The sequence below is a fragment of the Paeniglutamicibacter selenitireducens genome (assembly GCF_051550675.1).
GTDB lineage: Bacteria > Actinomycetota > Actinomycetes > Actinomycetales > Micrococcaceae > Paeniglutamicibacter.
Genome location: NZ_JBPULF010000004.1, coordinates 205002 through 230938, shown reverse-complemented (window position 1 = coordinate 230938; position 25937 = coordinate 205002). Strand labels below are relative to the sequence as shown.

Genomic DNA, 25937 nt, shown 5'->3' with positions numbered 1-25937 from the left:
AGGCTTAAGATGGGAACATGCCGATGGAAAACCCGTCGGCTACCGAAATCGAAGTCGCCAAGGCGACGAACGACAGCCAATTTCATCGTTGGCCACCGGTGGATGGCGGCAATCAGCGAAGGATTCGCCGCAGTTCGTGGAGCCGTCCAATGAGCGCCATGACCAGCCGCCTCCGGCGATTGCCTGCCTAGATGTCGAGCCCGGATTCTCGGGCTGCCTGTTGCGCCGACTGGTGAACGCAAGGAGCGCACCATGAACGAGCCCAGAGAACCTCGGCCCGGCGAAGCCGCGGGTGCAACCGCTGAAAAGACCGAGCCGCCGGCACGCAGCGTTGATGACCTGCCGGACGGATCGGGCAACGACTCGACCAAACACCGGCACGGCGACTCGGACGAAGAGCGATACGACGCCGGGTGAGAAACCGTTGTTCCGGTGACCTGCGGGTCGGGTGAACGGTGGATGGCGTGGGCCGTGCGGGGGTCTCGGCCAGGGGAAAACTCCACTAGCAAGCCGCGCCGGATAGGCGTAGCGTCAAAGGTGGTCTACCGGCCGATTCGAGGCGTCCCCGGACCCAAAATCGCGAACCTGGCGTCGATGAAATTCGCCCGTGCAGGGGCTCCGGCCCATTGATCCGAGCGGCGGTTCCGGGAGCCATCGGAAGCCCGGGCCGGGGCAGGTCCCGCGGTGGTCTGAAAACCCGCCGGGGAACCAGATCCTAGGGGTCTGGTGATGTCGGGCCGGAACGCCGGATTGAGCGGAGGTTGTGGATGAAGAAGGTCGAAGCTTCGGCAAGGGACGCAACACGTCGGGCTTGAGGCACCAGGGCGCATCTTCGATTCACCAGGATGCGCCGCCTGGCAGCTACGGACTTGGTGTGGCGTCGGGCCGACCAGGCCGCCCATCTCATGCGCGGCACACGGAAACGACAAGCCTGGTCAAGGGAAGGGAATGATCTGACATGGGCAATGAATCGAATATTCCGGGCACCGGCGGCAGTCCGCTGGCACCAAGGCATGCTCAAGGGAAGCACCACGTCAATGGTTTGCTCATCGGCGGAGGCGCTATTGCGCTGCTTTTCTTGATCTTCCTCGTTACGGGCGGTTCCACGCTCGGTGGCGTCATCAGCCCCCTCTGGATCGGATTCGCCATCGGCGTTCTGATCGCTGGGCTCGGCCTGTTCCGCCTTGTCAAGGGACCCATGGCCTTCGGCCTTGGCGATACCGAGCACAAGCACTCCGACTGACGACGGATGGTGACGGCCCGGGCGGTAGCTGGATGCGACCGCCCGGGCCGTCGCATGTGTGGACCGGTGCGTGTCGGGCCGCCATGCCGAAGCTGGGCGGGATCCTCCGATTAGGCTGTGGGGAGTATCCAGAAAGGTGATTTCCCTTATGAGACGTGCTTTGGCCTACGTGTTTCGCATTGGTGGTTCCATCGCCATCGTGGCCGCTTTGGTGGCCCAGCTACAGCGGACGATCCAAAACGAAAATGCCGGCAGGGGCGAAGTCGGTTTCGTCGTCCAGAACTTCTTTTCGTTCTTCACCGTGGAATCGAATGTCTTCGCTGCCCTGGCGCTGTTTGTTGGCATCTTCACGCTTTCATCGCGAAAGAACGACTCGCATGCATGGACGGTCTTCCGGGCTGGTGCGACAACCTACATGGCGACTACCGGTGTCGTGTACAACTTGTTGCTGCGGGGCATCGAGCTGCCGCAAGGGGCAACTGTGGGCTGGTCCAATGAGATCCTGCACGTCGTTGGGCCGGTGGTCATGATGCTGGATTGGCTCATCGCCCCGGGGCGCCGCCCGCTTAACGCAAAGGCGCTGTGGGCGATCGTCGCCTTCCCTGTCGTCTGGGCCGGATACAGCTTGGTCCGGGGGACCTTGGTCCTGGATCCGAGAACCGGCGACCCCTGGTACCCGTACCCCTTCCTGAACCCGCATACAAGCGCCAACGGGTATTTCTCGGTGGCGTTCTACGTCATCCTCATCGGCGTGCTGATCGGAGTGGTCGGTGCCGGGGTCCTGCGTCTTAGCCGGGCCCGGCGACGGTAGCAGCGTGCTGTTAGGCGATTCGGTGGGATACCCTTGGGGGTATGGAGAGTGTTGTTGGCGAAGGGTGGGGGGCGGCCTTGATTCGTGACCGCTTGGTATGGATCGGTGCATGCGTGGTGCTGGCGTCGATGGCGTTCTCGCTTTGGGGGCAGCAGGCCGTCGTCGCGGCGCTGGGTGCCGGGTTCGCCGCACTGTATGCCGCCGTGGCGGCGGTTCGCGGCCGCTGCCTCGGTGCCGCGTGCGCCCTGCCGCGGCGGTCCGGAACGGGTGGCGACACCTCGGAGGAATAGTGGAGGGCGCCCCGGGGTGCCGGGAATGAAACTGCCACCACCCGTGTTTTACATGCAAACGCATTCAAAGCTCGAGAGGAAATTCCTAGATCATGAACCAGTCAATCGTCGTAGTTTCTGGCGGCCTCGGCACCCCGTCGACATCGGGTCTGCTCGGGCGGCAGCTGGCCGAAGCGGCTGCCAACGAGCTTGCGATCAGGGGTTTCCAAGCAGATGTGACAGTCCTCGAGCTCCGCGACTACGCCACGGACATCACCAACAACCTGTTGACCGGATACGCACCTCCGCGGCTCCAGGACGCCATCGACACTGTCACCGCTGCCGGTGCGCTTGTCATGGTTTCCCCCGTCTTCACCGCATCGGTGTCGGGTTTGTTCAAGTCCTTCATCGACGTGCTCGACCCCAAGTCGTTGGAGGACAAGCCGGTACTGCTGGCGGCAACGGGCGGAAGCCCAAGGCACAACCTCGTCATCGACTACGCCATGCGTCCGATCTTCAGCTACCTGCGTGCCTCGATCATGCCGACCAGCGTTTTTGCCTCCCCGGAAGATTGGGGTGCCGACCAGGGGCACGGTGCACTGGCGGACCGCGAACGGCTCGCCGGACGCGAACTGGCGCTGGCGATGATGGCTCGCAGCGGTGGGAGCGCGCCAGTGGTCCAGGACCTGGGCGACACCCGATCGATTGCCCCGAACGTCAGCGATACTGCCAACCCACGGGACACGATGAGTTCGCTGCCGTTTGAGCAGCTGCTGGCCAACATCCGCTCCGTCTAGACGGTTGCCTCCTCGCAGCCTGGGGGCGACCCCGGGCTGCGACCCGGAGCAATCCCGGGACGTGCGGGGTCCGCCCTAGCTGGCGAACTCCGGGTCCGTGGCGTCGAACTTGTCGCACCCGTCCACGGCGGCACCCATCCGGTGGATCATGCCGCCCAGCACGGGGCCGGGTGTGGCGAAATTGAGCCGCACGAAGCCGCTGCCGCCTTTCCCGCAAGCGCTCCCGCCCGTCAACGCAACTTGCGCCTCGGCCAGGAAGAACTGCGCGGGATTGGGCTCCAGCGCAAGACGCGAAAAATCCAGCCAGGCAAGGTAGGTTCCTTGCGGGGCTTGGTACCTGACCTGCGGAAGGTGCTCTGCGATCAGGCTTCCGAGCAGGTGGCGTGATTGGTCAAGGTACCCGACCACGCCGTCCAGCCACCCCGCCCCGGTGCGGTAGGCCGCCGTCGTGGCAGCCAGCCCCACATTCGCCGCAGCATGTTCAGGGATGTCGGCCACCGGGGCCCAGCGCGTCCGGTCGGCGTCGTTCGTCAAGACCAGCTGGGCGCATTTGAGTCCCGGCAGGTTGAACGCCTTCGTCGCGGCTATGGCGGTGATCGAATGGCCCGCGGCGGTCGGGCTGATGGACGCATACGGCACGTGCACCGAATCCGCATAGACCAGCGGCGCATGGATTTCATCGGCGAATACCCGCGAGCCGGTGGCCTCGACAAGCAACGAGATCCGTTGCAACTCGGCCCGGGAATACACTTTCCCGAGGGGGTTGTGCGGATTGACCAAAACGAGCAAGGCCCCGCCGTCCAGGGCGCGTTCAAGGGCCACCCAATCCAGCTCCCACCCGGTGTCGGTTTGGAGCATCGCCACCTGGGTGGACCGCCGGCCGAAGCGTGACGCCGCCAAGATGAACGGCATGTATGCGGGAGTGAGCAACACCAAGGGCGCATCGGGGCGGTGCATCGGTGAAAAATGCATGATTGCCGCGTCGAGTGCCGCCGAGACGCTGTTGGTGGGCCGGATCTGGTCGCTTTCAACTGTCCAACCGAAGCGTGTGCCGAGCCAGTCCGAGGTGGCCTCTTGCATCTCGCGCACCAGCGAACTCGGGGCGTATCCGGTGAGCCCGTTGGCTAAGGTCTGCTGAGCCGCCTCGATGACTCCGGGAGCGGTTCCGAAATCCATTTCCGCTACCCAGGCCCCCAAACTCCCTGGGAATTCGGTCCACTTCAATGACCCGTTGTGGCGCATCTGGTCAACGGTCAGGAGGTCGAATGGGTGGGCGGTCATTTAGCCAGCTTAGACTCGTTCGACCCCCAGCGGTACAAATCCATCCCCTTTTCTGACCCCACAAGCCAGCGGCATTCGATAGGTTGATAGTCAACACCCGAATGGAGGCAATCCGGGATCGGGCAACACTTGGACACGGGGAGGAGGAACCTATGTCGCAGGGCCGCAACGAGTCGGTGGAAGAACGGCTGGACCGGAACTGGAACGAGCTCCTGCAGGAACTTCGGGTCATGCAGACCGGAGCGCAGATCCTTGCGGCGTTCCTGGTCGTGCTGCCATTCCAATCCAGATTCACGATACTCAGCGCCGCCGACAGGGCCTTCTACATGGTGTTGTTGGTCTTCTCGGCGCTGCTGATCGTTTTGATAGTCACCCCGGTGGCCGTCCACCGGCACCTGTTCGGCCACCGGGTCAAGGTCACCACGGTGCGCATGGGCCATGCCATCTCCAAACTGGTCATCCCCGGTGTCGGAATGCTCGTCGCCGGCTGCGTGTGGTTCGTCGTGCAGGTGCTCGACGGGTGGCGCAGCGGAGCGGTGGTCGGGGGCGCGACGATGTTTGTCGTCTTCGTCCTGCTGTTCGCACTCCCGCGCATCATCAAGCCGCGCCCCTCGCTGCCCGACGCGCCGGTCGAGGACCCGGGCATCGGCTGACGCACAGGCGGCGGCTTTCGGAGGCGACCCCACGGGGCACAGGACGCCCCGCCCGGACGTCCGTAACGGGAAGCACGCGCAGGCGCCGGCTTGGACGCGCCGGACCCCGCCCCGCCACCGTGTTCCCGCCACTGGCCATGGGAGCCTAGGAACATGACAAAACTTGAGATCGCCGTCCAGGACGCGGCAGGCGCGCGGATCGCCCTGGAAAACGGTGCGGACCGCATCGAGCTGTGCGCCGCCCTGGTCACGGGCGGCATGACCCCTTCGCTGGCAACCATCGAACAGGCCGTGGCCGTGGGGATCGGCGTCCATGTGCTGATCCGCCCGCGCGGTGGCGGCTACACCTATTCCCCGGCCGAGGTCGAGCTGATGGTTGCCGACGTCGCCCACGCGGCCCGGGCGGGTGTCGCCGGTATCGTCATCGGCGCCCTGACCGAGGGGGACGCCGCGCTTGATGTTCCGGTGCTCTCGGCCATGGCCACGGCAGCGCACGCGGTGAACCCAGACATCGAAATCACCATCCACCGCTGCGTGGACGTGCTTCTGGAAAACGGGATGCCGGTCGCCGATCTTGTCTCCCAGCTGCGTGCCCTGGGCGCGCACCGGATCCTGACCTCGGGTGGAGCCCCCGGATCCGGTGCCGGCACCGGGATGCTTCACCAGTTGCATGCCGCGGCCCAGGGGAACCCGCAGATCCAGGCCGGCGGCGGCGTGAAGATCGAGGACATCCCGGCCTTGGCGGGGTTGGACGGCGTCCACCTCTCGGCACGCTCCCATGCCACCAGGGGAGCCTCCGGCCCCGGAGGCGGAGACTCGGCGTTCGACGTGACAAGCCCGGAGCTCGTGGCGGCTGCTGCAGGAGCACTGGCTGCAGCCCGGTAGCGGCATCCCTTGAGCCTGAGAGCACGCCGTCAGTGGGTGGTCAGCACCTCGGGAACCGGAAGGTCGTGGGCCGCCAACACCTCGCTGAGAGCCGTCAGCGGATAGGGGCTGGAGAGCGCGCGGTTGCCCCGCAACAGAGGGAAGATCGCGTTCGCCTCCGTGGGGTACACCTTGGCGACCCCCGCACGCTCCCAGAGCCACAGGATTTCCAGCGCCACGCGCGCCGCGGTGCCGTTCGGCTCCAGGCAAAGGGAGAACGCGCGGTGTGCGGCCTTCGGCTCGGCACCGACCTGCCTCAGCAGCAACACCGCCAGTTCCTCGATACGGACCTGTTCCGGGCCACCGGTGGCAAACGCCGCAACAAAAAGGTCGGCTGCGGCCCCGGTGCGGTTGTGGACCAGCAACGCGTAGAGGTCCTGCGCGGCGGCGAGGTCCCGCGCCGTGGTGTCCGGAACGCCGAATGGTTTCCGGTGTTGCGTACCTGGGGTCCTGTGTCGTTTCCCGATCATGGGACCCACGCTAGAAGCCGAACATTAACCGGGCATGAACCGCTCATTGACATGTAGCTGCACCGAATGTGAGTTGCGCTACCCATTGGCTACCATGATCAAGTGTGCCCCGGATTACCGACGGGGCCCGGCAGCAAATCTCCATCTCCGGAAGGGCCAAGACCAGCATGCTCAATGATGAGACCATCACCCAGATCGCCGATGAACTCGTGCAGGCGGGTCAGGACCGCGTTCCGGTCAAACGCCTCACCGCGCGATTCCCCGAGATGACGGTGGAAGACTCCTACAAGGTCCAGAACCTGTGGCGCCAGCGCTCCGAGGCCAACGGCCGCCGGCTTGCCGGCCGCAAGATCGGCCTGACCTCCCGCGCCATGCAAATGGCCACGGGAATCACCGAACCGGACTACGGCGTCATCTTCGATGACATGGTCCTGGACTCGGGCTGCACCTTCGAGTGGGACAAGTACACCCACCCGCGCGTGGAAATGGAACTCGCGTTCAAGCTCAACAAGGATGTCGAAGGCCCCAACGCCAACATCTTCGACGTGCTCAACGCCACCGAGTACGTCATTCCGGCCCTCGAAATCCTCGACTCCCGCATCGAGATGGAGGGCCGCACCATCGTCGACACCATCTCCGACAACGCGGCCATGGGCGCCATGGTCATCGGCGGCAACCCGATGAAGCCCTCGGACATCGACCTGCGCTGGGTCTCCGGCATCCTGTTCAAGAACCAGGTCGTCGAGGAAACCGGCGTTGCCGCAGGCGTCCTGAACCACCCGGCCGCCGGCGTGTACTGGCTCGCGAACAAGATCGCCGCCCACGGCGACAAGCTCAACGCGGGCGAGATCATCCTGGCCGGTTCCTTCACCCGCCCCATGTGGGTGGACAAGGGCGACACCGTCTTTGCCGACTACGGACGCATGGGGACAGTGACATGCCATTTCGCGTAGATCCCGACCCGTCCTTCAAGGACGTGCTTGCCGCAGCGGAGCGTTCGCTGGCAGGTATCTGGGTGTGCTCCGGGTCCCCGCTGGTCGCCGAGATCTGCGCCGGTGCCGGCTTCGACTGGGTCTTCATCGACGCCGAGCACTCGCCCAACGGGCTTGAGTCAATCCTGGCGCAGCTGCAGGCAGTGCGTGGCTACCCGGTGGTGCCGGTGGTCCGCCCGCCGGTCAACGACACGGTGCTCATCAAGCAGTACCTGGACCTGGGTGTGCAGTCGCTGATCGTGCCGATGGTGAACACTGCCGCGGAAGCGCTCGCTGCCGTCCAGGCCTGCCACTACCCGCCGATGGGCGTGCGCGGGGTCGGATCCGCGCTGGCCCGCTCGGCGCGCTGGAACCGCATCCCCGGCTACCTGGACCGTGCCTCCGAGTCCCTGACGCTGATCGTGCAGATCGAGTCGGCGCAGGCCGTGGAGAACGTGGAGGGGATCGTCGCGGCCGAGGGTGTCGACGGCATCTTCATCGGCCCCTCGGACCTGGCCGCCTCCATGGGGGTCATCGGGCAGCAGGACCACCCGGAGGTCGTCGCGGCCGTGGGGAAGGCCATTGCCGCGGGCAAGGCCGCCGGCAAGTTCGTGGGCGTCAACGCCTTTGCCGAGGGAACCGCCAAGCGGTACATCGAACTCGGTGCCGACTTCGTGGGGGTTGGCGCCGATGTGGCGCTGCTGGCACGCGGCTCCGAAGCACTTGCCGCGAAGTTCGTCTCGGCCGAGGCCGCAACGAACGGAACCCCGGCCAGCTACTAGGAACCGGAAGGGCGGGACGGTGGGCCACCGGCGGCGGGCCACCGTCCCGCCTTGGTGTTCCCGCCGGCCGGATCCACGGGCCGGAGCCGGCGCTGGGTGGTGAAGCCACCTGGTCCCCGCTTTGGGACCAGCGGGCACCCGTCTGCCGCGCTGTGGCGTGCCTCACCGGATCCGTGGTGGCCCGGCGAAACAGCATAGGCTCGCTTGAATGGATCTCTCGCTTATTTTTCTGGTGCTCGGCATGGTTGCCATCGGTGCCGTCGCCCAGCGCGTTGCGGGACTGGGGTTCGCGATGCTCGTCTCGCCGTTCCTGGTGCTTGCCCTCGGTGCCCACCAGGGCGTATTCCTTGTCAACATCTGCGGCGTGGTGTCCTCCGCGATCATCGTCCCGCGGGTCTGGAAGGACATCGACTGGTCGATGTTCCGGTGGCTCACCGGATTCAGCGTTTTCGGTTCGGTGGCAGGGGCGGTGTTGGCCGGCGGCCTGCCGCAGGCGCCGTTGTCGATCATCGTCGGGTCCGTGGTGCTGGCGGCGCTGCTGCTCTCGCTGGTCCTGGTCCGCGCCGACGTCACGGTGTCCGGCCAGGTGCCCAAGGCCGGCGCCGGGTTCCTTTCCGGCCTGACGAACTCGCTGGCGGGCGTCGGCGGGCCCGCCGTCAGCGCCTATGCGGTGCTGGCCCGGTGGCCGCAACGCCCCTTCGCGGCGACCCTGCAGCCCTTCTTCGTGGTGACGGGGCTTGTCACCATCGGCATGAAGTTCCTCACCGTGCCGGACCAGCTGCCGCTGCTTCCCACCTGGGCCTGGATCGGCGTTGCGGTCTTCATCTGGGGCGGGGTGCTGATTGGGGAACGGGTCCAGCGCGTGGTCAGCGACAAGCACGCCCGGTTCTTCGTCCTGTGCTGCGCCTTCGTCGGGGCCGTGACGGCGCTGGTGAGCGGGCTGCGCGCCCTCTGAGGCGGGAAGGGGCGGGCAAAGCGCCCTGCCGGGTGCGAGTCGGTGAACCGCCTGCGGGCGCATCGGTGGCACGATTGAACCAATGAACGAGAAGAAGAAAAAGCCGCCGGCCGCAGCGGCGTTGAACGCGGCGCGCGAGCGGCTGACTGCCGGCTGGCCCATGCCGCTGTTCCTCCAGGGCGCCTTCGAGCTCCTGCAGGCGGCCCTCTTCTCCGCATTCCTCGTGGTCATCCCGTGGATGGCCGTCTGGTTCAGCGGCGGCTTCGCGGACCGCAGCATCGAGTCGGTGCTGAAAATGAGCGGGCAGATGTGGCTGCTCATCCACGGCGTTCCCCTGCAATTGCTGCAGGTGGGAACGGGCGCCGACCCCTCGCACGCCCCCGCGGTGCTGAACCTCGTCCCGCTGGGACTCACGCTGATCCCGTTCTTCCTCTGCTGGCGGGCCGGACGGCGCATCGCCCGCGCCTCCTACACCGACCAGCTGTGGCAGGGCATCCTCGGCGCCCTGGGCGTCTACCTGCTCTGCGGCCTCTTCACCGGCTTCCTCGTCAACAACGACGAGGCCCGGACCACGCTGCTGATGGCCTCCACCATTCCGCTGGTCTCCGCCGGGGCCGGCGTGATCATCGGCGCCCGCCGCGAGGCGGGTTCCTGGGGCAGGCTGATCGGCTTCGATGCCGCGGCCTGGATCTCCAAGACCTCCCAGCACTCGCGCTGGGCCGGTTCCTACCTGTGGGCCGTGGTCTGCGGCGGAACCCTTGCCTACATGATGACGTTCGGGCTTGCCGCGCTGCTGCTGACAGTGAACCTCGGCCTGCACTGGGTCGACATCTCCAACGTCTACCAGCAGCTGCGCCCCGGGCCCATCGGCTCCGCGGTGCTGACCCTCGGCCAGCTCGGGGTCATGCCCAACCTGGTGCTCTGGACGCTGGCCTGGCTCACCGGCGGCGGGTTCACCTTCGGAGTGGGAAGCACCATCTCCCCGCTGGAAACCACTGTCGGTCCGCTGCCCGCGGTCCCGCTGCTGGCTGCGCTGCCCTCCGGCGACCTGACCTACGCCTGGGTGTTCATGCTGCTGCCGGTGCTCGCCGGGTTCATGGCCGGCTGGTACTTCCTGCGCGTGGGGGAGAACCACTTCGACGACTGGATCTCGCTTCGCGTCCGCTCGCGGTGGGTGTCCCTGGGCCTGTCCACCGTGGTGCTGGGCATCGCCGTGGGGGCCACCGCGGGGATCCTGTCGCTGGCCGGCAGCTGGCTGGCCAGCGGCTCGCTGGGCATCGGCCGGTTCACGGAGATCGGCCCGAACATCCTGCTGACCGCGCTGTTCCTGGCGGCCGAGGTCGCCATCGGCACGGCCATCGGCTACCTGGTCTCCCCGTTGCTGGAGCACGACCCGGTCCTTGGCGTCTAGCCGGGGGCGCCGCCGGGTTCCCCGCAACGCCCCGCCGCGCCATCCCTCCCGCTACACCCCGAGGTCGTGCAGGTGGTGCACGGCATCGTGCCAGGCGTAGCGGGCCAGCGTGGCGGCAGTGAAGACCGACCCGTTGGAACGCAGGCCCCGGCGCCCGAGCTGCTCCGGGCCCACACCCTCCAGCGTGGCGGCGAACGCCTCGGCCGTCGCCTGCAGCCGTTCGGCCACGGCCCGCGGGGACTGCGCCGCGTAGCCGAGCCGTACCGCTGCCTCGTCCTGGTCCCAGTTCGCGAACGTCGGTTCGTCCTGCCCGAGGATGAGCCCCATCCGCCGGTCCATCACCTCGTACATGTCCGCAACGTGGGCGCAGTATTCCAGTGGGCTCCACACCTGCGGGGCCGGCCGGGTTCCGGCACCGGGCAAGGACAGGGCAGCGGCGAAGCGCGGGACGCCACCACGCACCAGTCCGGCGATCGTTTGCGGGTCAAGGCCCCGGACGTCCTGGCCGCATTCGCCGCACGCGGACTCCAACACCCAGGTCCAGTCCTTGGTTTCGGGGATCGGTTGCTCGCTCATGGTTCCTTCCGGGGGGTTGCGGGTAGCAGGTTCTCCTGCAGGTTGGTGAGGCATTGCTGCTGGGAGCCCAGGGTCAGCGCGTCCTTCATGCAGCGCTGGTACTCGAGGCTCTGGCCGTAGAACAGGGCCTGGGCCCCCAATCCAGTGGCCACCAGGAGGCAGGCCAGCGTGGCGATCGGCGCCGCAAGCTTCAGGAACCCGGCACCGGGGTTCGCGAAGGCCTTGAGGCAGGTGGTGAATCCGACGACGAGGCCCGCAAGCGCGAAGGGCAGCCCGGCCAGGCGCCACGGCAGCGGGGCGACGGACGCGGCGTAGGCGACGGCCATGAGCAGGATCGATGCCCGCACCCACGCAAGCAGCGGGCGTGCGGGGTCCGCAGCGGGGGAACGCGGTCTGACGGCCATGGATCCAGACTAGCCCCGAACCCGGGGTGCTTCGACGGATGTGGCGGCACGTGCCGCGCGGCCATACCATAATGGTCTGTTGTGGCGTTGGAACAATGCGCCTGTCGGGGCAGCGCAGGCGCGCCCCGGATCCCCGATTCCGGCGGGGTGGACAGCCCCGCCCGGGACCATGCAAGACAAACGAAGGACTCTCTCCCATGCAACGTTCAACAACACGCCGCCGTGCCGGGATGCTTGGCGCACTCCTGGCCAGCGCGGTGCTTGCCCTGACAGGTTGCACGGCGGGATCCACGGGGACGCCGGGTGCGGCAAACACCAAGGACTCGCTCACCGTGGCGCTTACCGGGGAGCCGGTCAACCTCGACTTCACCACCACGGCCGGGGCCGCGATCCCGCAGGCCATGATGTCCAACGTCTACGAGGGACTTGTCACGCTCGACCAGACCGGCGCCATCAAGCCGCTGCTGGCCACGAGCTGGGTCACCGGCGCCGACAACAAGTCCTACACCTTCACCCTGCAGCAGGGCGTGAAATTCTCCAACGGCGCCGACTTCGACGCGGAGGACGTGAAGTTCTCCATCGAACGCGTCAAGTCCGATGCCTGGCTCAACGGGCTCAAATCCAAGATGGACGTCGTGGACAACGTGCAGGTGGTTTCCCCGGACACCGTCACGGTCAACCTCAAGCGCCCGTCGCAGGCCTGGCTGTACTCCATGGCCACGCTTGTCGGCGCCATGTTCGACCCCTCGGGCGTCGCGGACCTGGCCAACAAGCCCGTCGGCACCGGCCCGTACGCACTGGAATCCTGGGCGCGCGGAGATTCCATCAAGCTCGCCGGCCGCGAGGACTACTGGGGCCCGGCGCCGGGCACCAAGAACGTGACGCTGCGCTACTTCGCCGACGCCATCGCCACCACCAACGCGCTGGGCAGCGGCGACGTGGACCTTGTCTACAACATGCAGGCCCCGGAGCTGGTCGCAGGCTTCGAGTCCAAGCCGGAGTACCAGGTCATCGAGGGCACGTCCAACGGCGAGATCGTGCTCTCCATGAACAACAAGGTGGCCCCGTTCGACGACAAGCGCGTGCGCCAGGCCGTCATGTACGCCGTCGACCGCCAGGAGGTGCGCGACACCGCCTGGAACGGCCTGGGCACCTTGGTGGGCGGCCCCGTCCCGCCGACGGACCCGTACTACGAGGACCTCAACGAGCTCTACCCGCACGACCCGGCCAAGGCCCGCGAGCTGCTCAGGGAAGCCGGAGTCGAGAGCCCGAAGGTCACCTTCACCGTCCCGACCCGCCCCTACGCCAACGCCGTGGCCGAGGTCGTCTTCTCCCAGCTCAGGGACGTCGGCTTCGACGTGAAGATCCAGGGCGCCGAGTTCCCCGCGGTCTGGCTGGACCAGGTCTTCAACCGGCACGACTACCAGATGTCGGTGGTGCTGGCCGTGGAGGCCCGCGACGTGCTGACCATGTTCAACAACCCCGACTACTACATCGGGTACGACAACGCGAAGATCAAGGACGAGGCGGCGCTTGCCGACGAGTCCGACGAGGCCAACTACGTGGCCGGCATGAAGAACGTCGTCCGCACGATCGTCGAGGACGCCGCCTCCGACACGCTGTTCATCTTCCCGAACATCTCCGTGGCGAAGTCCGGGCTCAGCGGCATCGGCGCCAACTCGGTCAGCGAGGCGCTGACGCTCTCGACCATTGCCTGGTCCTAGGGTGCCGGGCCACCGAACGCCGGCCCCCGCGTCGGCTTGCCACCGGGTGAACCCCGACGGGCGCCGTCCGTGCTGATCCGCATCGCCAAGAACCTCGCACGCTTCGTCGCGACCTTCCTGGCCGCCACGCTGGCCGTGTTCGGCATCATGCGTGTGCTGCCCGGGGACCCGGCGGCCATCGCGGCGGGGGAGAACGCGACACCGGAACTTGTCGCCCGGCTGTCGAGGGAGTTCGGCACCGACAGGCCGCTGCCCGAGCAGTACTGGGACTGGTTCTCCGGCCTGCTGCGCGGGGACTTCGGCGTGTCCTACGTGACGCGCACCGACATCTCCCCGCTGGTGGCCGACAAGGTGCAGGTTTCGCTGATCCTTGTCACCCTGGCGATGGCGCTCGCACTGGCCATCGCCGTCCCGCTGGGAATTCTCGCCGCGGTGCGCCAGGGCAAGCCCAGCGGCGCGCTGGTCTCCGGCCTCAGCCAGCTGGGCATCGCGATCCCGGGGTTCCTGCTGGGCATCCTGCTGGTCTCCATCGTGTCGCTGCGCCTGGGCTGGCTGCCGGCCAACGGGTGGACGCCGCCCGGGGAGGACTTCGGCGACTTCCTGCGGCGCATCATCCTGCCGGTGGCGGCCCTGGCCGGCGTGCAGTCCGCGATCCTGACCCGCTACGTGCGCTCGGCAGTGCTGGAGACAATGCACGAGGACTACCTGCGCACGGCCCGCGCCAAGGGGCTTTCCCCCGCGCGGGCGCTGCTCAAGCACGGGATGCGCAACGCCGCGATCCCGGTGCTGACCGTGACATCGGTCCAGTTCGCCGCACTGATCATCGGGGCCGTCGTGATCGAGCGCGTCTTCGTGATCCCGGGCCTGGGCTCGATGCTGCTCACCGCGGTGGGCAACCGCGACCTGCTCACCGTCCAGTCCGTGGTCATGGTGCTCGTGACCATCACACTGGCCGTGAACCTGGTGGTTGACGTGCTGTACACCGTCCTTGACCCGCGCATCCGCGCCGCCGACTAGACGAGGGAAGCAACAGACGATGGGCGAAAACCCCGTGCCGCGGCGCAGCGCACCAGAACCCGTGCCCGCCGAAACCGCACCCGCCGAAACCGCACCCGACGAACCCGTACTGCGCCGGGACCGGCGCCGGAATGAAAGCCGTACGCGGCGCCGGAACCGGGGCGTGCGCCCGAACGCCTCACTGCTGGTCGGCGGCGTGCTGGTGGGCCTGGTGCTGTGCACCGCCGTGCTTTCCTTCTTCTGGACCCCCTACGACCCGGTGCGGATCGACCCGCCCGCCAGGCTGCAGCTGCCCAGTGCCGCACACTGGCTGGGCACCGACAACCTGGGCCGCGACATGTTCTCCCGCATCCTGGCCGGGGCCCGCATCACGCTGCTGGTCGGCGTCGTCTCGGTGGGCATCGCGGTGCTCATCGGCACCCCGCTGGGCATCTGGGCCGGCATGAAGCGCGGCGCCGTGGAGGAAATCACCATGCGCGGCGCCGACATCCTGCTGGCGTTCCCCGCCCTGCTGCTGGCCATCATGTTCGCCGCCATCTACGGCGCCTCGACCGTGAGCGCCATGGCCGCCATCGGGCTGGCCTCCGTGCCCGGGTTCGCCCGCGTGGCCCGCGCGGGAACGCTGCAGGTGATGAACGCCGAGTACGTGCTGGCGGCCCGCGCCGCCTCGCAGCGCCCGCTGCGCATCGCCCGGCGCCACGTGCTGCCCAACCTCGCCGGGATGCTGGTCATCCAGTGCTCGGTGACCTTCGCGCTGGCGGTGCTGGCCGAGGCGGCACTGTCCTTCCTGGGCCTTGGCACCCCGCCCCCGGTGCCGTCCTGGGGGCGCATGCTGCAGGATTCCCAGCAGTACTGGGGCACCTTCCCGGCCATGGCACTCTGGCCGGGGGCCGCCATCGCCGTCGCCGTGCTGGGATTCAACCTGCTGGGCGACGGGCTGCGCGACCATTTCGATCCCAAACTCGGAAGGGGCAAGGCATGAGCGGGGCACAGGGAACCACGCCGGACCCGAGGCAGGGAACGACGCCGGATGCGACGCTGCTGGAGGTCAAGGGCCTGACCATCCGTTCGGGCGCCACGGCGCTGGTGCGCAACGTGGGCTTCGCCATGGCCGCCGGCGAGCGCATCGGGCTGATCGGCGAGTCCGGCTCCGGGAAGTCGCTGACCGCAACCGCCCTGCTGGGCCTGCTGCCCGGCGAGCTCGATGTCTCCGGGGAGGCGCGGCTGCGCGGGGTCGACGCCAACCTGCTCACCGCGCCGGAGCAGGCCATGCGCCCGCTGCGCGGGGACGAGATCTCCATGGTGTTCCAGGAGCCGCTCACGGCCCTGAACCCGTTGATGCGGGTCGGGGCCCAGGTCGCCGAGGTGATGACGCAGCACCGCACCGTGCCCAACCGCCAGGCGTCGGCCCGGCGCGCCGTCGAACTGCTGGCCTCGGTGAAGATCCCGGATCCGGCGGTTGCGGCACGCGCCTACCCGCACCAGCTCTCCGGCGGGCAGCGCCAGCGCGTCATGGTGGCCATGGCGCTGGCCAACAACCCGCAGCTGCTGCTGGCCGACGAGCCGACCACCGCGCTGGATGTCACGGTGCAGCGCCAGGTGCTGGGGCTGGTGTCCGAGCAGGTGCGCGAGCGCGGCACCGGGCTGCTATTCATCACCCACGACCTGGCCGTCGTGGCGAGCATGTGCACGCGCGTGCTGGTGCTCAACCGGGGGCGGATCGTCGAGTCGGGGGAGCTGGACCGGGTCTTCTCCGCCCCGGAGCATCCCTACACGCGCGCCCTGCTGGCCGCCAGCGACCTGGAGGCGACCGACGTGCGCGGCCGGCTGTTCACCGTGGCCACCGCTGCCGGGTACGTACCGCCGGCACCGGGGGACCTGCTCGAACCGGGCGTTGTTCCGGAAGCAGGCCCTGCGGAGACCCGCGGGCAGGGCACGGGCTTGCCCGGATCCCCGGTACCGGATACCCCAGCCCGGGTTCCGGCGGCACCCCCGCTGATCAGCGTTGCCGGGTTGAACCGGACCTACCACCGTTCCCGCACCACGCTTTTCGGCCCGCGGCCGGAAGTCCGCGCCCTGAGGGACGTGTCCTTCACCGTCGCGGCCGGCGAGCGCCTGGGCATCGTGGGGGAGTCCGGTTCGGGCAAATCCACGCTGCTGCGCATCCTGGCCGGCCTCGACCAACCCACCAGCGGTTCCGCGACGGTGGCCGGGACCACGGTCGCGGGCGCCACGGAGCGCCAGCTGGCGGGGTTGCGCCGGCAACTGCAGGTCGTCTTCCAGGACCCGATGGGTTCGCTGGACCCGCGCATGCGGGTGCGCGACATCGTCGCCGAACCGCTGCTGGTGCCCGGGCAGGCGCTCGATGCGCGCCAGCGCGCGGCGAAGGTCGCCGGGCTGCTGGAGGCCGTCGGGTTGGACCCGGAGGCCGCCGACCGCTACCCCCACCAGTTCTCCGGCGGCCAGCGCCAGCGCATCTCCATCGCGCGCGCCCTGGTCTGCAAGCCCCGCGTGCTGGTGGCCGACGAACCGGTTTCGGCCCTGGATGTCTCGGTGCGCGCCCAGGTGCTGAACCTGCTGGCGGATCTTGTCGACGACTACGCGCTGACGCTGGTCTTCGTCTCCCACGATCTCGCGGTGGTGCGCCACCTGTGCGACAGCGTGCTGGTGATGAAGGACGGGGAAATCGTGGAGTCCGGCAGGACCGAGGACATCTACGGCAACCCGCAGCATCCCTACACCCGGGAACTGATCGCCAGCTCGCTGAGCCTGCGGGGGCGGATCGCCACGCCGTGAGGCAGGGCGATCCGCGCCCCGCGGCCACTACCCGGAGGCCACAGCTGCCGTGCGCGACACGGTTGCCGGTTCGTGCCGGGCGACGAACTAAACTGGATCCATGCGCATCGTAGCCCTCGTATCAGGTACCGGATCCAACCTCCAGGCAGTCATCGACGCCGTCGCCGACGGGTCGCTGCAGGACGTGGAGATCGCGGCGGTAGGCGCGGACAAGCACGGCACCGGCGGCGTGGACCGTTCCGCCGCCGCCGGCATCGAAACCTTCGTGGTGAACTTCAAGGACTACGGCGACCGCGGCGAGTGGAACCACGCACTGACCGAGAAATGCCTCTCCTACGCACCGGACTACGTCGTCTCCTCGGGCTTCATGCGCATCGTCGGCGAGGAGTTCATCAACGCCTTCGACGGCACCTACATCAACACCCACCCGGCGCTGCTGCCCTCCTTCCCCGGCGCCCACGGCGTGCGCGACGCCATGGCCTACGGCGTGAAGGTCACCGGCTGCACGGTGCACATCGCCGACGCCGGGGTGGACACCGGCCCCATCCTGCGCCAGGAGGCCGTCGCCATCCTTGACGACGACACCGAGGAAACCCTGCACGAGCGCATCAAGGTCGTCGAGCGCCGGCTGCTCATCGCGACGCTGGCGGACCTGGCCGCCAACTAGCCCGGTCGCCCAGGCGGGCTGGCACCTGTAGCACGTCCGGCCTGTAGCACGTCCGGCAGCCGCGCGGCCCCACCGAGAAGGGCTTCCCCGCACAACACGGGTGGTTTCCTCCTGGATCCCACACACCGGCAACGGTGCACCCGGAGCCCGCTGCCGGGGGCGCACACTCGGTCCATGGAAACCGGCACCCTCATCCAAGCGCTCACGGAGCACCGTGGCCACGCGGCACACCCCGTGCCACCCGAGGATGAACTGCGCCTGCTGGTCGCCGCCGCGGAATTCCTCGGCACCCTGTGCACCTCGGTGGCCGCACGCACCACCAACTCGCCCACCCGGGCCGCGCTGTTCGCCTGCGTGGTGGAGGGCGCCCACCGGGCCCTGGAATACGCACAACTCCAGGCGGCGAACACGGCCCAGCTGAACCTCGTCCACGAGCTGCCCGCCGAGGCGCTCGCCGAACTGCGCGCCATCGGCGATGCACCCGGGGCGTTCCTGCGCGGGGAAACCGCCCTGCCCGCCGATCCCCGCACGGTGCCCACCGGCAGGCTGGCATTCCGGGACACCGCCGGGTTCCTGCAGGAAACCCTGGGCATCACCCACTACGACGCCACGGCGCGGATCGACGGAGGGTTCGTGCTGCTGCCCGGAAGCGATGTCTTCGGCAACCCCCGGCCTCCCCGCTACCCGATCCTTGCCGCACAACTGCGCACGGGGGCGGCCCGGACCAGGCCCACCGTGGACGCTGCCCGCCGGCTCGAGACGTTGCGCCCCGGCATCCAGAAGCAGCCCGCCCCCGCCGAGCTGTTCACCCGCATCGAGGAACAGCTGGCAGAGTCCGTGAAGGAACCCACTGCCCGGAACACCCGGCGGCTGCTTGACGCCCTGGAGAGCGGGCTGGAGGACGCCGCGGCGAGCCCCACCCCGGAGGACGTCCGTGCCCGGACCGGTGTGTTCATCACGCGGCGCACCAGGCACTTCACCCACATGAACGTGTGCATGGTGAATGCCGACGCGGAGGTGTTCCTGTCCCACTTCGCCCAATCAGACAACCCCCGGACGCTTGCCGGGAACCGCGAGGCCATGGCGCAGGCGGCAACCGGCGGGACAAGCGGCCCGAACTGGCAGTCCCTGGGCATGTTCAACACCACGGACCCCGGCACCGACGGCCTCACACCCCCGCAGCGCCACCTGCAGACGCTGCTGAACCTCATGCGCAGCCCGAAGACCGGGGCGGGCAAGGGCGCCACGGGCCTGCCCACCGCCCAATTGGTGGTCTACGTGCACCTCGAAACCCTGCTCGGGCTGGCCCGCGGGCAGGGCTGGAGCGCCCACGGACTGGAAATCCCCGTCGGCGAGATCCGGCGACGGCTCAGCACGGACGCCGTCATCCCGATAGTGCTGGGCGGGCGAAGCGAAATACTCGACGTCGGCCGCAGCATGCGCTTCGCCCCGGACTACATGAAACGCGCCGTCCTCGCGCGCGACGGCGGCTGTATCTACCCCGGCTGCAGCGTCCCGCCCGAACACTGCGAGTTCTGCCACGTCGATGCCTGGGCCGACGGCGGCACCACGAGTGTCGAAGGCCTGGCCCCCGGTTGCACCAAGCACCACCGCATGTTCGACGCCGGCGACGCGAAACTCGTCATCCACGAGGGGCTGCCCCACGTCATCCTGCCCAGGCACCTCGATCCGGAACAGAAACCCGTCAGGAACACCTACTGGCACGGGGCCCGGGCGCTGTCCTACCAGCCACTGCTCTCCTGAGGCGTGGTTGCCCCGTGGCCTGTTTGTCCCGCGGCGCGCTTGTCCTGAACCACCTCCGACGCGAAGGGCGCCGTCACCCCCTGCATTCCCGGGGACAACGGCGCCCTGTCCGGCGCGCGCCATGCACTACAGCCGTGCCCTACTGCAGCGCACGACCCTTGGTTTCGGGTGCAAAGAACGCCATCATGAGCACGGCGACCAGCACCAGGGCACCGGCGGCAAGGAAGAGGTTGGCCAGCCCCACGATCGGCCAGAGCGAGGCGAAGACCAGCGGCCCGAACCCCGCCCCCAACCGGCTGAAGGAGGACGCCCAACCGAACCCGGATCCGCGCAGGTCCGTGGGGTACAGCTCGGACACGTAGGCGTAGAGCACCGGGATGGCCACCTGGACGACGACGCCGAAGACAAGCAGCCAGGCCAGCGCCATGCTTGGCGCATTCAGCGTCACGGCCACCATGACCAGCACGATCGCCGAGAGCGGCCCGGTGACGCCCAGCAGCCACTTGCGTCCGGTGCGCTCCACCAGCAGGGCGGCGATCGCCACGCCGACCAGGCCCATCAGCGCCATCACGGCGGTCATGAAGAACGCTGTGGACTGTGCCATGCCGGTGTCGGCGAGGATCGAGGGCATCCAGGTGAGGGCCAGGTAGTAGACCAGCAGCACGGTCAGGAACAGCGCCCACGACGTAAGCGTGATCCGGGGACTGAACCGCCAGATCTTCACCAGCTGTTCGTACCACGAGCCCGCCGAAAGCCGTGGTGCTTCCTCGGGGTCCGGCAGGGTGTACTGCTGCTCCGGTGCCCCGGTGCGCTTGACCAGGTCGTCGATGACCTTCGCCGCCTCGTCGCGCTGCCCCTGGCGCACCAGGTAGAGCGGCGACTCGGGGACGCCGCGGCGGATCCAGAAGACCAGCAGGGCAGGCAGCACCATCACGGCCAGGATCAGGCGCCAGTTGCCGGTGGTTGCCTGCACCCACCCGGAGACGAAGAAGGACAGCGCGGCGCCCACGGGCCACCAGCCGTCCATCGCGGTCAGCACGCGGCCGCGCTGCTTGGCCGGCGTGAACTCTCCGACCAGCGCGTAGTCAACGGGGATGCAACCGCCCAGCCCCACACCGGCCAGGAAGCGGCAGGCGACGAACCAGCCGAAGTTCGGGGCCAACGCACCGGCCACGGTGAAGAGCGAGAAGATCAACAGCGTCCACGTGAAGGCCTTCTTGCGCCCGATCTTGTCGGCGATGGTGCCCCACATGAACGCGCCGAGCGCCATGCCTATCAGGTTTGCGGTGCCCAGCCATGCGGCCGTGGGACGGTCAAGGCCCCACTCTGCCGAGACCAGGGGGATCAGTGCGCCGTTCAGTGTCACGTCCCAGGCGTCGAACATGAAGCCGAGCCCGCCGATGATGAAGATCTTCCCCTGGACGCCCCATTTCCAGGGCAGGTTTTGGACGACAGATTCGCCGCTGGGCAGCTTCCGGAAATTGTTCATGCGGGGCCTTCAAGGACGAGTGGGCGGGTGCTTCGACAGGGCCTCGCGCGTGTGCGGTCCGGCGCGGCCAACGGGTGCCGGCGACATCGGTCGGTCAGCACTGAACACAAGGCTACGCTGGCGGGGTGGAAAGCACAGAATGGCACTTGACTTTTTGCCGCGAATCGTGGCCTGTCCTCGCCGGATCCGGCACATCCACGGCCGCGGATCCCGCTGGCCGCCGGACTGTTCCCGAGTCGGCGACTCGGGGGTAGAGTCTGGATATGGGAGTAGATTGGACCGCTCTCGAAGAGGCGATACGGGTGTCGGCTCTTCGCCAGGCGGAAGAAATTATTGACCGTCACCCGAACGAGGTTTTCTACGCCGTGGCCCTGGACGGGGTCAGTGCCGATGAAACCGACCACCTGGATCTCCCGGTGCTCGCACTCAATTCCCTCCAGGCCCTGGCCCGCAAGCAAAAGGCCGAAGAGGCCGAGGCCGTCGTCGTTGAGGACGACTTCGACGACGAGGACGAAGGCTTCGAGGAGCGTGCGGATGCCGACGACGACGGATCCGACCGCGAGTACGACGACGATGAGGACGAAGAGGAAGACGAAGAGGACGAAGACATCGACGACGTCCTGAAGGAACTCGAGGCCATGGACTCCGTGGACGACCAAGGGTTCTATTCCTCCAAGTGGAACCCGCCGGACTGGTTCTGGTGCTCGATCGAGCTTTTCGACGACTCCGCCTCGGACCTGTGGAGCCAAGCGCTCACCAGCGTCGCCAAGCACCACGGATGGGAAGAAACCAACCGCCTCTACTACGAGATGCTGATCAGGGTCACCGACTCGCTGCGCGAGGCCCTGGCCGTCGGACGCAACGCGGACCTTGTCGCCTACCTCTCGGACGAGGAGCACGCGGACCGCATCCTGCGTCGCTGCCTGACCCAGGACCAGTTGGCCAAGCATTTCCCGGAGTTGGCGCACCAACCCTAGGGATCCACGTTCCCTTCGCACCGCTCCAACCGTGCCAACAACGCCTAGGCGTCGGCGGCACAGTGCCGACCAACTCGGCGCACCCTGCTCAGCCCTGCGCTGCCGGCCCCTCCGGCAGCGTCACCACCGCCAGCACCTTGGAATCGTTGTCGCGCAGTTGGACCGCCGCGATGTTTCCCATCGGTGTGGGGACGGCCCCGGTGAGCTTCGTCTTTCCGGTGGCCGTTGCCTGCCACGAGCCCGCCCGGTCGGCGGTGCCACCGTGGTCGACGACCCACAGCGACAAGACGCCATTGGTGGGAAGATCGGCCCCGTTGAACTCGAGCTCGGTTCCCCAGGCCTTCGCGTTCATGCCCACCCGTACCTGCGGACCGACGTCGGTTGCTACGGCGTAGCTCACATCCGGCGATGGACCTGGGCGGATCACCGGGGCCAGGAACACCCCTGCGACAAGGGAGGCGGCCACCGCGGCAAGCCCGAGCGCGCCCATCCGCATCCGCCCGGCGCGGCGCTTGGCTGCCATCCGATCCAGCAGATCGACGCATTCGGCCGAATCCTCCGGTCCGCCGGCCGGTTCCTGTCCCACGGAGCCGGCTTGCGGACTCGCCCGTAAGAGCGCCGTGGCCTCGGCCGGCTTCAAGGTGCCCAGCAGGGCCGGAAGGTCCGAAGCACGATGTAGCTCCTCCCGGCATTCGGCGCATCCCCCAAGATGCATTTCGAATTCCCGGCGCTCGTTCTCGGAAAGCCCACCTAGGACGTAGGCGCCGAGCAGTACATGGTCGTTCTCTGGTTCATTTGATGCGTTCAACGCTCAACCCCCATTTCTTCAAGAATGCTTCGTAGGGCACGCACCGCGTAGTAGGCACGTGACTTGACAGTCCCTTCGGGGATGCCCAGGAATGCGGCGGCCTGGGCGACCGTCGACCCGGCGTAATGCAGTTGCAGAACGACCTCGCGGTGTTCATCCGACAACTGCAGCAGCGCTTCCTCCATCATGACGCGGTCCAGGACCTCGTCGATGCGCCCGGAAGGGCTTGGTGGAATCTTCGTCGACTCGGTCAGCGGAGCTGCGACCACCCTGACCGAGGCCCGCCTGCTCCTGTCGATGAGCACATTGCGCGCGGTCGCGAACAAGTAGCTGCGCAGCGAACCTGTGATGCGCGGCGCCGCTTGCCAGACCTTGAGTACCGTTTCCTGCAGGACGTCTTCGGCGGTGTCCTTGTCGTTAGACACCCTCATGACGTAGCGCCGCAGCGCGGGGCCATGCTCCCGGTATATCTCAGATACCACTTGTGCATCGAACGGCACATCGGCTCCATCATCTTGGTTCGAGGACATTCTTCACCCACTTAGACGCACGCCGAGGACCAACGGTTCAACCCACGTATCGAGTATGCGCAAAAAAGTTGTGGATTTCTCTGAACCGAACGGGCAACCGCTGCGTCTTACCAGTCAGGAAGCCCGCCCCAAACCGCTTCCGGTGGCATCCTGCCACGGGAAGAACCGGGCTTTCGAGACCCCCTGCATAGGAAGTGCCACCATGAAACTGCACCACAGCAAGACCTTCGCCGGATCCGCCGCACTGATGATCGGAGCGGCAGTGCTGTTGTCGGGATGCGCCTCGAACACGGCGTCCACCAGCAGCTCCTCGGCCAGCGCCGCTCCGTCCGCCGCGGCGTCTTCCAGCGCGGCCCCTTCGAGCATGGCAGCCTCGTCGCCCGCCGTCGCCACCGCGGACCTGATGACCGGGGACTCGGAGAAGGGAACCATCGTCGTCGACGGCAAGGGCATGAGCCTGTACTACTTCCTGAAGGACACCAAAGACACGAAGGTCAGCGCCTGCACCGGTGCCTGCCTGGATGCCTGGCCCATCGCCGTGGCGAGCAGCGAAACCCCGAAGGTCGAGGGAGTCACCGGAAAGGTCGGCACGATCAAGAGCCCCGACGGCCAGCTGCAGCTCACGCTCAACGGCATGCCGCTCTACTACTTCGCGCAGGACACCAAGCCCGGTGACATCCTCGGACAGGACGTCAAGGAAGTCTGGTACCTCGCCGCCCCGGACGGATCGATGATCAAGTAGCACGTGTGACGCACATCAAGAGAGAGGTCTGGCGCACATTCCCAGCCGGTAGAATGGGGGAGCACCCCCTCATATCGCACCCTGGGAGACTCCTGTGAGCCAGACCGTCCTTGATCGCGTCCCGATTCGTCGCGCCCTGATTTCTGTTTACGACAAGACCGGGCTGGAGGAACTGGCGGCCGGCCTGCACGCAGCCGGTGTCAAGCTGGTGTCCACCGGCTCCACCGCCAAGCGCATCGCGGCAGCCGGAATCCCGGTGTCCGAGGTCGAGGAAGTCACCGGTTCCCCGGAAATGCTTGACGGTCGCGTCAAGACCCTGCACCCGCGAGTCCACGGCGGCATCCTTGCCGACCGCCGCGTCCCGGCGCACATGCAGACCCTGACCGAGATGGAGATCGAGACCTTCGACCTGGTCGTCGTGAACCTCTACCCGTTCGTGGAGACCGTGCGCTCCGGCGCCGAAGGCGACGCCGTCGTGGAGCAGATCGACATCGGCGGACCGGCCATGGTGCGTTCGGCCGCCAAGAACCACGCAGCGGTTTCCATCGTCGTTGATCCGGCAGCCTACGGCGCCGTCGTCAAGGCCGCCGCGGAGGGCGGCTTCGACCTGAAGACCCGTCAGCGCCTGGCCGCAAAGGCCTTCGCGCACACCGCGGCCTACGACACCGCCGTCGCCTCCTGGACCGCCGCGCAGTTCCTCGACGAGGACGGCGACGGCCTCATCGACTGGCCCGCATACACCGGCCTCGCGCTGGAGCGCTCCGAGGTCCTGCGCTACGGCGAGAACCCGCACCAGCAGGCAGCCCTGTACGTTGACAAGGCCGCCCCGGCCGGCATCGCCCAGGCCGACCAGCTGCACGGCAAGGCCATGAGCTACAACAACTACGTCGACGCCGATGCCGCGTTGCGCGCCGCCTTCGACTTCGAACAGCCGGCCGTCGCCGTCATCAAGCACGCCAACCCGTGCGGCGTGGCAGTGGCCTCGGCCGACGCCGTGGACCCGATCGCCGACGCCCACGCCAAGGCCCACGCCACGGACCCGCTGTCCGCCTTCGGCGGCGTCATCGCGGCAAACCGCCCGGTGACCGCGGCCATGGCCGAAACCGTCAAGGACATCTTCACCGAGGTCGTCATCGCCCCGGACTTCGAGCCCGAAGCCGTAGAGATCCTCTCCAAGAAGAAGAACATCCGCTTGCTGGCCCTGCCCGAGGGCTACGGCCGCTACCCGGCCGAGATCCGCCAGGTCTCCGGCGGCGTGCTGGTGCAGCTGAGCGACAAGGTCGACGCCGAGGGCGATGACCCGGCGAACTGGACCTTGGCCGCCGGCGCGGCCGCCGACGAGGCTACCCTCGCGGACCTCACCTTCGCCTGGACCGCGGTGCGTGCCGCGAAGTCCAACGCCATCCTGCTGGCCAACAACGGCGCCGCAGTGGGCATCGGCATGGGCCAGGTCAACCGCGTGGACTCCTGCAAGCTCGCCGTCGAGCGCGCCAACACCCTTGGCGTGAAGGTCGAATCCAAGGTCGACGCCGCGGGCGGAGCCTCCGGCACCGGCGACGCCGTCTCGGTGCAGCGCTCCCACGGCGCCGTGGCGGCATCGGACGCATTCTTCCCGTTCGCCGACGGCCTGCAGATCCTGATCGACGCCGGCGTGCGCGCCGTCGTGCAGCCCGGCGGCTCGGTCCGCGACGAAGAGGTCATTGCCGCGGCCAACGCCGCGGGCATCACCATGTACTTCACGGGCGCGCGCCACTTCTTCCACTAGGAAGCGGATCCCCGGCTGCCGCCGGTGCGCCCCGACGGGGGCTGCGCCGGCGGCAGTCGTGCGTTAAGGAGGCGCCCGGTGCTTCCGCAGCGTGCACCTCCTGGCGCTCCT

At 67.8% G+C, this 25937-nt stretch carries 28 protein-coding genes; 21 read left to right on the top strand and 7 right to left on the bottom strand.

Going from position 1 to position 25937, the window contains the following annotated elements; all coding sequences use genetic code 11:
- The first annotated feature begins 17 nt into the window (after nt 1-17).
- The 6 genes from ACSYDW_RS10000 to ACSYDW_RS09975 all read left to right on the top strand — a co-directional run bounded on the left by ACSYDW_RS10000 (nt 18) and on the right by ACSYDW_RS09975 (nt 3120).
- Complete coding sequence (locus tag ACSYDW_RS10000; protein WP_438338581.1) at nt 18-191, top strand: hypothetical protein; 174 nt, start codon at nt 18-20, stop codon at nt 189-191.
- A gap of 61 nt (nt 192-252) precedes the next feature.
- Entirely contained in the window at nt 253-417 is a 165-nt protein-coding gene (locus tag ACSYDW_RS09995) for a hypothetical protein (protein ID WP_438338580.1), read from the top strand.
- A 541-nt stretch (nt 418-958) separates the two neighbouring features.
- Nucleotides 959-1243 carry a hypothetical protein gene (locus ACSYDW_RS09990; protein ID WP_438338579.1) on the top strand — a complete coding sequence of 95 codons (285 nt, stop codon included), beginning with the start codon at nt 959-961 and terminating at the stop codon, nt 1241-1243.
- A gap of 148 nt (nt 1244-1391) precedes the next feature.
- Complete coding sequence (locus ACSYDW_RS09985) at nt 1392-2054, top strand: Pr6Pr family membrane protein (RefSeq protein WP_438338578.1); 663 nt, start codon at nt 1392-1394, stop codon at nt 2052-2054.
- Nucleotides 2055-2131: 77 nt separating this feature from the next.
- Nucleotides 2132-2344 (top strand): hypothetical protein, encoded by a 213-nt coding sequence (locus tag ACSYDW_RS09980; RefSeq protein WP_438338577.1) that lies wholly within the window; start codon nt 2132-2134, stop codon nt 2342-2344.
- Nucleotides 2345-2436: 92 nt separating this feature from the next.
- Nucleotides 2437-3120, top strand: a complete 684-nt coding sequence (locus ACSYDW_RS09975; RefSeq protein WP_438338576.1) for a CE1759 family FMN reductase — start codon at nt 2437-2439, stop codon at nt 3118-3120.
- Between the two features lie 75 nt (nt 3121-3195).
- Here ACSYDW_RS09975 and ACSYDW_RS09970 read toward each other — a convergent pair whose 3' ends face one another.
- The gene (locus ACSYDW_RS09970) at nt 3196-4296 is read right to left on the bottom strand and encodes a MalY/PatB family protein (RefSeq protein ID WP_438338575.1); all 1101 of its coding nucleotides are present in this window, start codon (nt 4294-4296) and stop codon (nt 3196-3198) included.
- Nucleotides 4297-4553: 257 nt separating this feature from the next.
- Here ACSYDW_RS09970 and ACSYDW_RS09965 point away from each other — a divergent pair, with 257 nt between their 5' ends.
- Complete coding sequence (locus ACSYDW_RS09965; RefSeq protein WP_438338574.1) at nt 4554-5054, top strand: DUF6328 family protein; 501 nt, start codon at nt 4554-4556, stop codon at nt 5052-5054.
- A gap of 153 nt (nt 5055-5207) precedes the next feature.
- Nucleotides 5208-5939, top strand: coding sequence for a copper homeostasis protein CutC (locus tag ACSYDW_RS09960; RefSeq protein ID WP_438338573.1), 732 nt, complete (start codon nt 5208-5210; stop codon nt 5937-5939).
- A gap of 29 nt (nt 5940-5968) precedes the next feature.
- On the opposite strand, the gene ACSYDW_RS09955 is transcribed toward ACSYDW_RS09960, so the two are convergent.
- Nucleotides 5969-6448 carry a hypothetical protein gene (locus ACSYDW_RS09955; RefSeq protein ID WP_438338572.1) on the bottom strand — a complete coding sequence of 160 codons (480 nt, stop codon included), beginning with the start codon at nt 6446-6448 and terminating at the stop codon, nt 5969-5971.
- 167 nt (nt 6449-6615) lie between these two features.
- Between ACSYDW_RS09955 and hpaH the strand changes: the two genes are divergently transcribed.
- From hpaH to ACSYDW_RS09935, 4 genes are all read left to right on the top strand, one after another.
- Nucleotides 6616-7401, top strand: a complete 786-nt coding sequence (gene hpaH, locus ACSYDW_RS09950) for a 2-oxo-hept-4-ene-1,7-dioate hydratase (protein ID WP_438338571.1) — start codon at nt 6616-6618, stop codon at nt 7399-7401.
- A complete protein-coding gene (locus ACSYDW_RS09945; RefSeq protein WP_438338570.1) occupies nt 7386-8201 on the top strand; it encodes an aldolase/citrate lyase family protein in 816 nt (271 codons plus the stop codon). The genes hpaH and ACSYDW_RS09945 overlap by 16 nt, the downstream gene beginning before the upstream one ends.
- Nucleotides 8202-8409: 208 nt before the next feature.
- A complete protein-coding gene (locus ACSYDW_RS09940; RefSeq protein WP_438338569.1) occupies nt 8410-9156 on the top strand; it encodes a TSUP family transporter in 747 nt (248 codons plus the stop codon).
- Nucleotides 9157-9238: 82 nt separating this feature from the next.
- Complete coding sequence (locus tag ACSYDW_RS09935; protein WP_438338568.1) at nt 9239-10567, top strand: cell division protein PerM; 1329 nt, start codon at nt 9239-9241, stop codon at nt 10565-10567.
- 51 nt (nt 10568-10618) lie between these two features.
- Here the strand turns inward: ACSYDW_RS09935 and ACSYDW_RS09930 are convergent, their stop codons facing one another.
- Nucleotides 10619-11143, bottom strand: a complete 525-nt coding sequence (locus ACSYDW_RS09930) for a DinB family protein (protein ID WP_438338567.1) — start codon at nt 11141-11143, stop codon at nt 10619-10621.
- Nucleotides 11140-11547 (bottom strand): hypothetical protein, encoded by a 408-nt coding sequence (locus ACSYDW_RS09925; protein WP_438338566.1) that lies wholly within the window; start codon nt 11545-11547, stop codon nt 11140-11142. The genes ACSYDW_RS09930 and ACSYDW_RS09925 overlap by 4 nt, the downstream gene beginning before the upstream one ends.
- A 197-nt stretch (nt 11548-11744) precedes the next feature.
- Here ACSYDW_RS09925 and ACSYDW_RS09920 point away from each other — a divergent pair, with 197 nt between their 5' ends.
- From ACSYDW_RS09920 to ACSYDW_RS09895, 6 genes are all read left to right on the top strand, one after another.
- Complete coding sequence (locus ACSYDW_RS09920; RefSeq protein ID WP_438338565.1) at nt 11745-13271, top strand: ABC transporter substrate-binding protein; 1527 nt, start codon at nt 11745-11747, stop codon at nt 13269-13271.
- Nucleotides 13272-13340: 69 nt separating this feature from the next.
- Nucleotides 13341-14288 (top strand): ABC transporter permease, encoded by a 948-nt coding sequence (locus ACSYDW_RS09915; RefSeq protein WP_438338564.1) that lies wholly within the window; start codon nt 13341-13343, stop codon nt 14286-14288.
- A 19-nt stretch (nt 14289-14307) separates the two neighbouring features.
- On the top strand, nt 14308-15270 hold the full coding sequence (locus tag ACSYDW_RS09910) for an ABC transporter permease (protein WP_438338563.1): 963 nt from the start codon (nt 14308-14310) through the stop codon (nt 15268-15270).
- Nucleotides 15267-17084 (top strand): dipeptide ABC transporter ATP-binding protein, encoded by a 1818-nt coding sequence (locus ACSYDW_RS09905; RefSeq protein WP_438338562.1) that lies wholly within the window; start codon nt 15267-15269, stop codon nt 17082-17084. The genes ACSYDW_RS09910 and ACSYDW_RS09905 overlap by 4 nt, the downstream gene beginning before the upstream one ends.
- Before the next feature lie 100 nt (nt 17085-17184).
- A complete protein-coding gene (purN, locus tag ACSYDW_RS09900; protein WP_438338561.1) occupies nt 17185-17751 on the top strand; it encodes a phosphoribosylglycinamide formyltransferase in 567 nt (188 codons plus the stop codon).
- Nucleotides 17752-17925: 174 nt separating this feature from the next.
- Entirely contained in the window at nt 17926-19515 is a 1590-nt protein-coding gene (locus ACSYDW_RS09895; protein ID WP_438338560.1) for an HNH endonuclease signature motif containing protein, read from the top strand.
- Nucleotides 19516-19654: 139 nt separating this feature from the next.
- Here ACSYDW_RS09895 and ACSYDW_RS09890 read toward each other — a convergent pair whose 3' ends face one another.
- The gene (locus ACSYDW_RS09890; RefSeq protein WP_438338559.1) at nt 19655-21004 is read right to left on the bottom strand and encodes an MFS transporter; all 1350 of its coding nucleotides are present in this window, start codon (nt 21002-21004) and stop codon (nt 19655-19657) included.
- Between the two features lie 302 nt (nt 21005-21306).
- On the opposite strand from ACSYDW_RS09890, the gene ACSYDW_RS09885 reads away from it, so the two are divergent.
- Nucleotides 21307-21981, top strand: a complete 675-nt coding sequence (locus ACSYDW_RS09885; RefSeq protein WP_438338558.1) for a DUF4303 domain-containing protein — start codon at nt 21307-21309, stop codon at nt 21979-21981.
- Between the two features lie 88 nt (nt 21982-22069).
- On the opposite strand, the gene ACSYDW_RS09880 is transcribed toward ACSYDW_RS09885, so the two are convergent.
- Nucleotides 22070-22789, bottom strand: coding sequence for a zf-HC2 domain-containing protein (locus tag ACSYDW_RS09880; RefSeq protein ID WP_438338557.1), 720 nt, complete (start codon nt 22787-22789; stop codon nt 22070-22072).
- Nucleotides 22786-23289, bottom strand: coding sequence for a sigma-70 family RNA polymerase sigma factor (locus ACSYDW_RS09875; RefSeq protein ID WP_438338661.1), 504 nt, complete (start codon nt 23287-23289; stop codon nt 22786-22788). The genes ACSYDW_RS09880 and ACSYDW_RS09875 overlap by 4 nt, the downstream gene beginning before the upstream one ends.
- A gap of 232 nt (nt 23290-23521) precedes the next feature.
- Between ACSYDW_RS09875 and ACSYDW_RS09870 the strand changes: the two genes are divergently transcribed.
- Together ACSYDW_RS09870 and purH are read left to right on the top strand one after the other, a co-directional pair.
- Nucleotides 23522-24061 (top strand): COG4315 family predicted lipoprotein, encoded by a 540-nt coding sequence (locus ACSYDW_RS09870; RefSeq protein WP_438338556.1) that lies wholly within the window; start codon nt 23522-23524, stop codon nt 24059-24061.
- 94 nt (nt 24062-24155) lie between these two features.
- Nucleotides 24156-25826 carry a bifunctional phosphoribosylaminoimidazolecarboxamide formyltransferase/IMP cyclohydrolase gene (gene purH / locus ACSYDW_RS09865; protein WP_438338555.1) on the top strand — a complete coding sequence of 557 codons (1671 nt, stop codon included), beginning with the start codon at nt 24156-24158 and terminating at the stop codon, nt 25824-25826.
- Nucleotides 25827-25937 lie beyond the last annotated feature (111 nt).

Excerpts from the sequence above, each read along its gene's own strand:
- ACSYDW_RS09870 (WP_438338556.1), top strand. The coding sequence starts at position 23,522 with ATGAAACTGCACCACAGCAAGACCTTCGCCGGATCCGCCGCACTGATG.
- ACSYDW_RS09995 (WP_438338580.1), top strand. The coding sequence starts at position 253 with ATGAACGAGCCCAGAGAACCTCGGCCCGGCGAAGCCGCGGGTGCAACC.
- ACSYDW_RS09890 (WP_438338559.1), bottom strand. The coding sequence starts at position 21,004 with ATGAACAATTTCCGGAAGCTGCCCAGCGGCGAATCTGTCGTCCAAAAC.
- ACSYDW_RS09945 (WP_438338570.1), top strand. The coding sequence starts at position 7,386 with ATGCCATTTCGCGTAGATCCCGACCCGTCCTTCAAGGACGTGCTTGCC.
- ACSYDW_RS09955 (WP_438338572.1), bottom strand. The coding sequence starts at position 6,448 with ATGATCGGGAAACGACACAGGACCCCAGGTACGCAACACCGGAAACCA.
- ACSYDW_RS10000 (WP_438338581.1), top strand. The coding sequence starts at position 18 with ATGCCGATGGAAAACCCGTCGGCTACCGAAATCGAAGTCGCCAAGGCG.
- ACSYDW_RS09970 (WP_438338575.1), bottom strand. The coding sequence starts at position 4,296 with ATGGATTTCGGAACCGCTCCCGGAGTCATCGAGGCGGCTCAGCAGACC.
- ACSYDW_RS09990 (WP_438338579.1), top strand. The coding sequence starts at position 959 with ATGGGCAATGAATCGAATATTCCGGGCACCGGCGGCAGTCCGCTGGCA.
- ACSYDW_RS09930 (WP_438338567.1), bottom strand. The coding sequence starts at position 11,143 with ATGAGCGAGCAACCGATCCCCGAAACCAAGGACTGGACCTGGGTGTTG.
- ACSYDW_RS09985 (WP_438338578.1), top strand. The coding sequence starts at position 1,392 with ATGAGACGTGCTTTGGCCTACGTGTTTCGCATTGGTGGTTCCATCGCC.
- ACSYDW_RS09910 (WP_438338563.1), top strand. The coding sequence starts at position 14,308 with ATGGGCGAAAACCCCGTGCCGCGGCGCAGCGCACCAGAACCCGTGCCC.
- ACSYDW_RS09960 (WP_438338573.1), top strand. The coding sequence starts at position 5,208 with ATGACAAAACTTGAGATCGCCGTCCAGGACGCGGCAGGCGCGCGGATC.
- ACSYDW_RS09965 (WP_438338574.1), top strand. The coding sequence starts at position 4,554 with ATGTCGCAGGGCCGCAACGAGTCGGTGGAAGAACGGCTGGACCGGAAC.
- ACSYDW_RS09935 (WP_438338568.1), top strand. The coding sequence starts at position 9,239 with ATGAACGAGAAGAAGAAAAAGCCGCCGGCCGCAGCGGCGTTGAACGCG.
- ACSYDW_RS09975 (WP_438338576.1), top strand. The coding sequence starts at position 2,437 with ATGAACCAGTCAATCGTCGTAGTTTCTGGCGGCCTCGGCACCCCGTCG.
- ACSYDW_RS09905 (WP_438338562.1), top strand. The coding sequence starts at position 15,267 with ATGAGCGGGGCACAGGGAACCACGCCGGACCCGAGGCAGGGAACGACG.
- purN (WP_438338561.1), top strand. The coding sequence starts at position 17,185 with ATGCGCATCGTAGCCCTCGTATCAGGTACCGGATCCAACCTCCAGGCA.
- ACSYDW_RS09925 (WP_438338566.1), bottom strand. The coding sequence starts at position 11,547 with ATGGCCGTCAGACCGCGTTCCCCCGCTGCGGACCCCGCACGCCCGCTG.
- ACSYDW_RS09920 (WP_438338565.1), top strand. The coding sequence starts at position 11,745 with ATGCAACGTTCAACAACACGCCGCCGTGCCGGGATGCTTGGCGCACTC.
- ACSYDW_RS09940 (WP_438338569.1), top strand. The coding sequence starts at position 8,410 with ATGGATCTCTCGCTTATTTTTCTGGTGCTCGGCATGGTTGCCATCGGT.
- ACSYDW_RS09895 (WP_438338560.1), top strand. The coding sequence starts at position 17,926 with ATGGAAACCGGCACCCTCATCCAAGCGCTCACGGAGCACCGTGGCCAC.
- hpaH (WP_438338571.1), top strand. The coding sequence starts at position 6,616 with ATGCTCAATGATGAGACCATCACCCAGATCGCCGATGAACTCGTGCAG.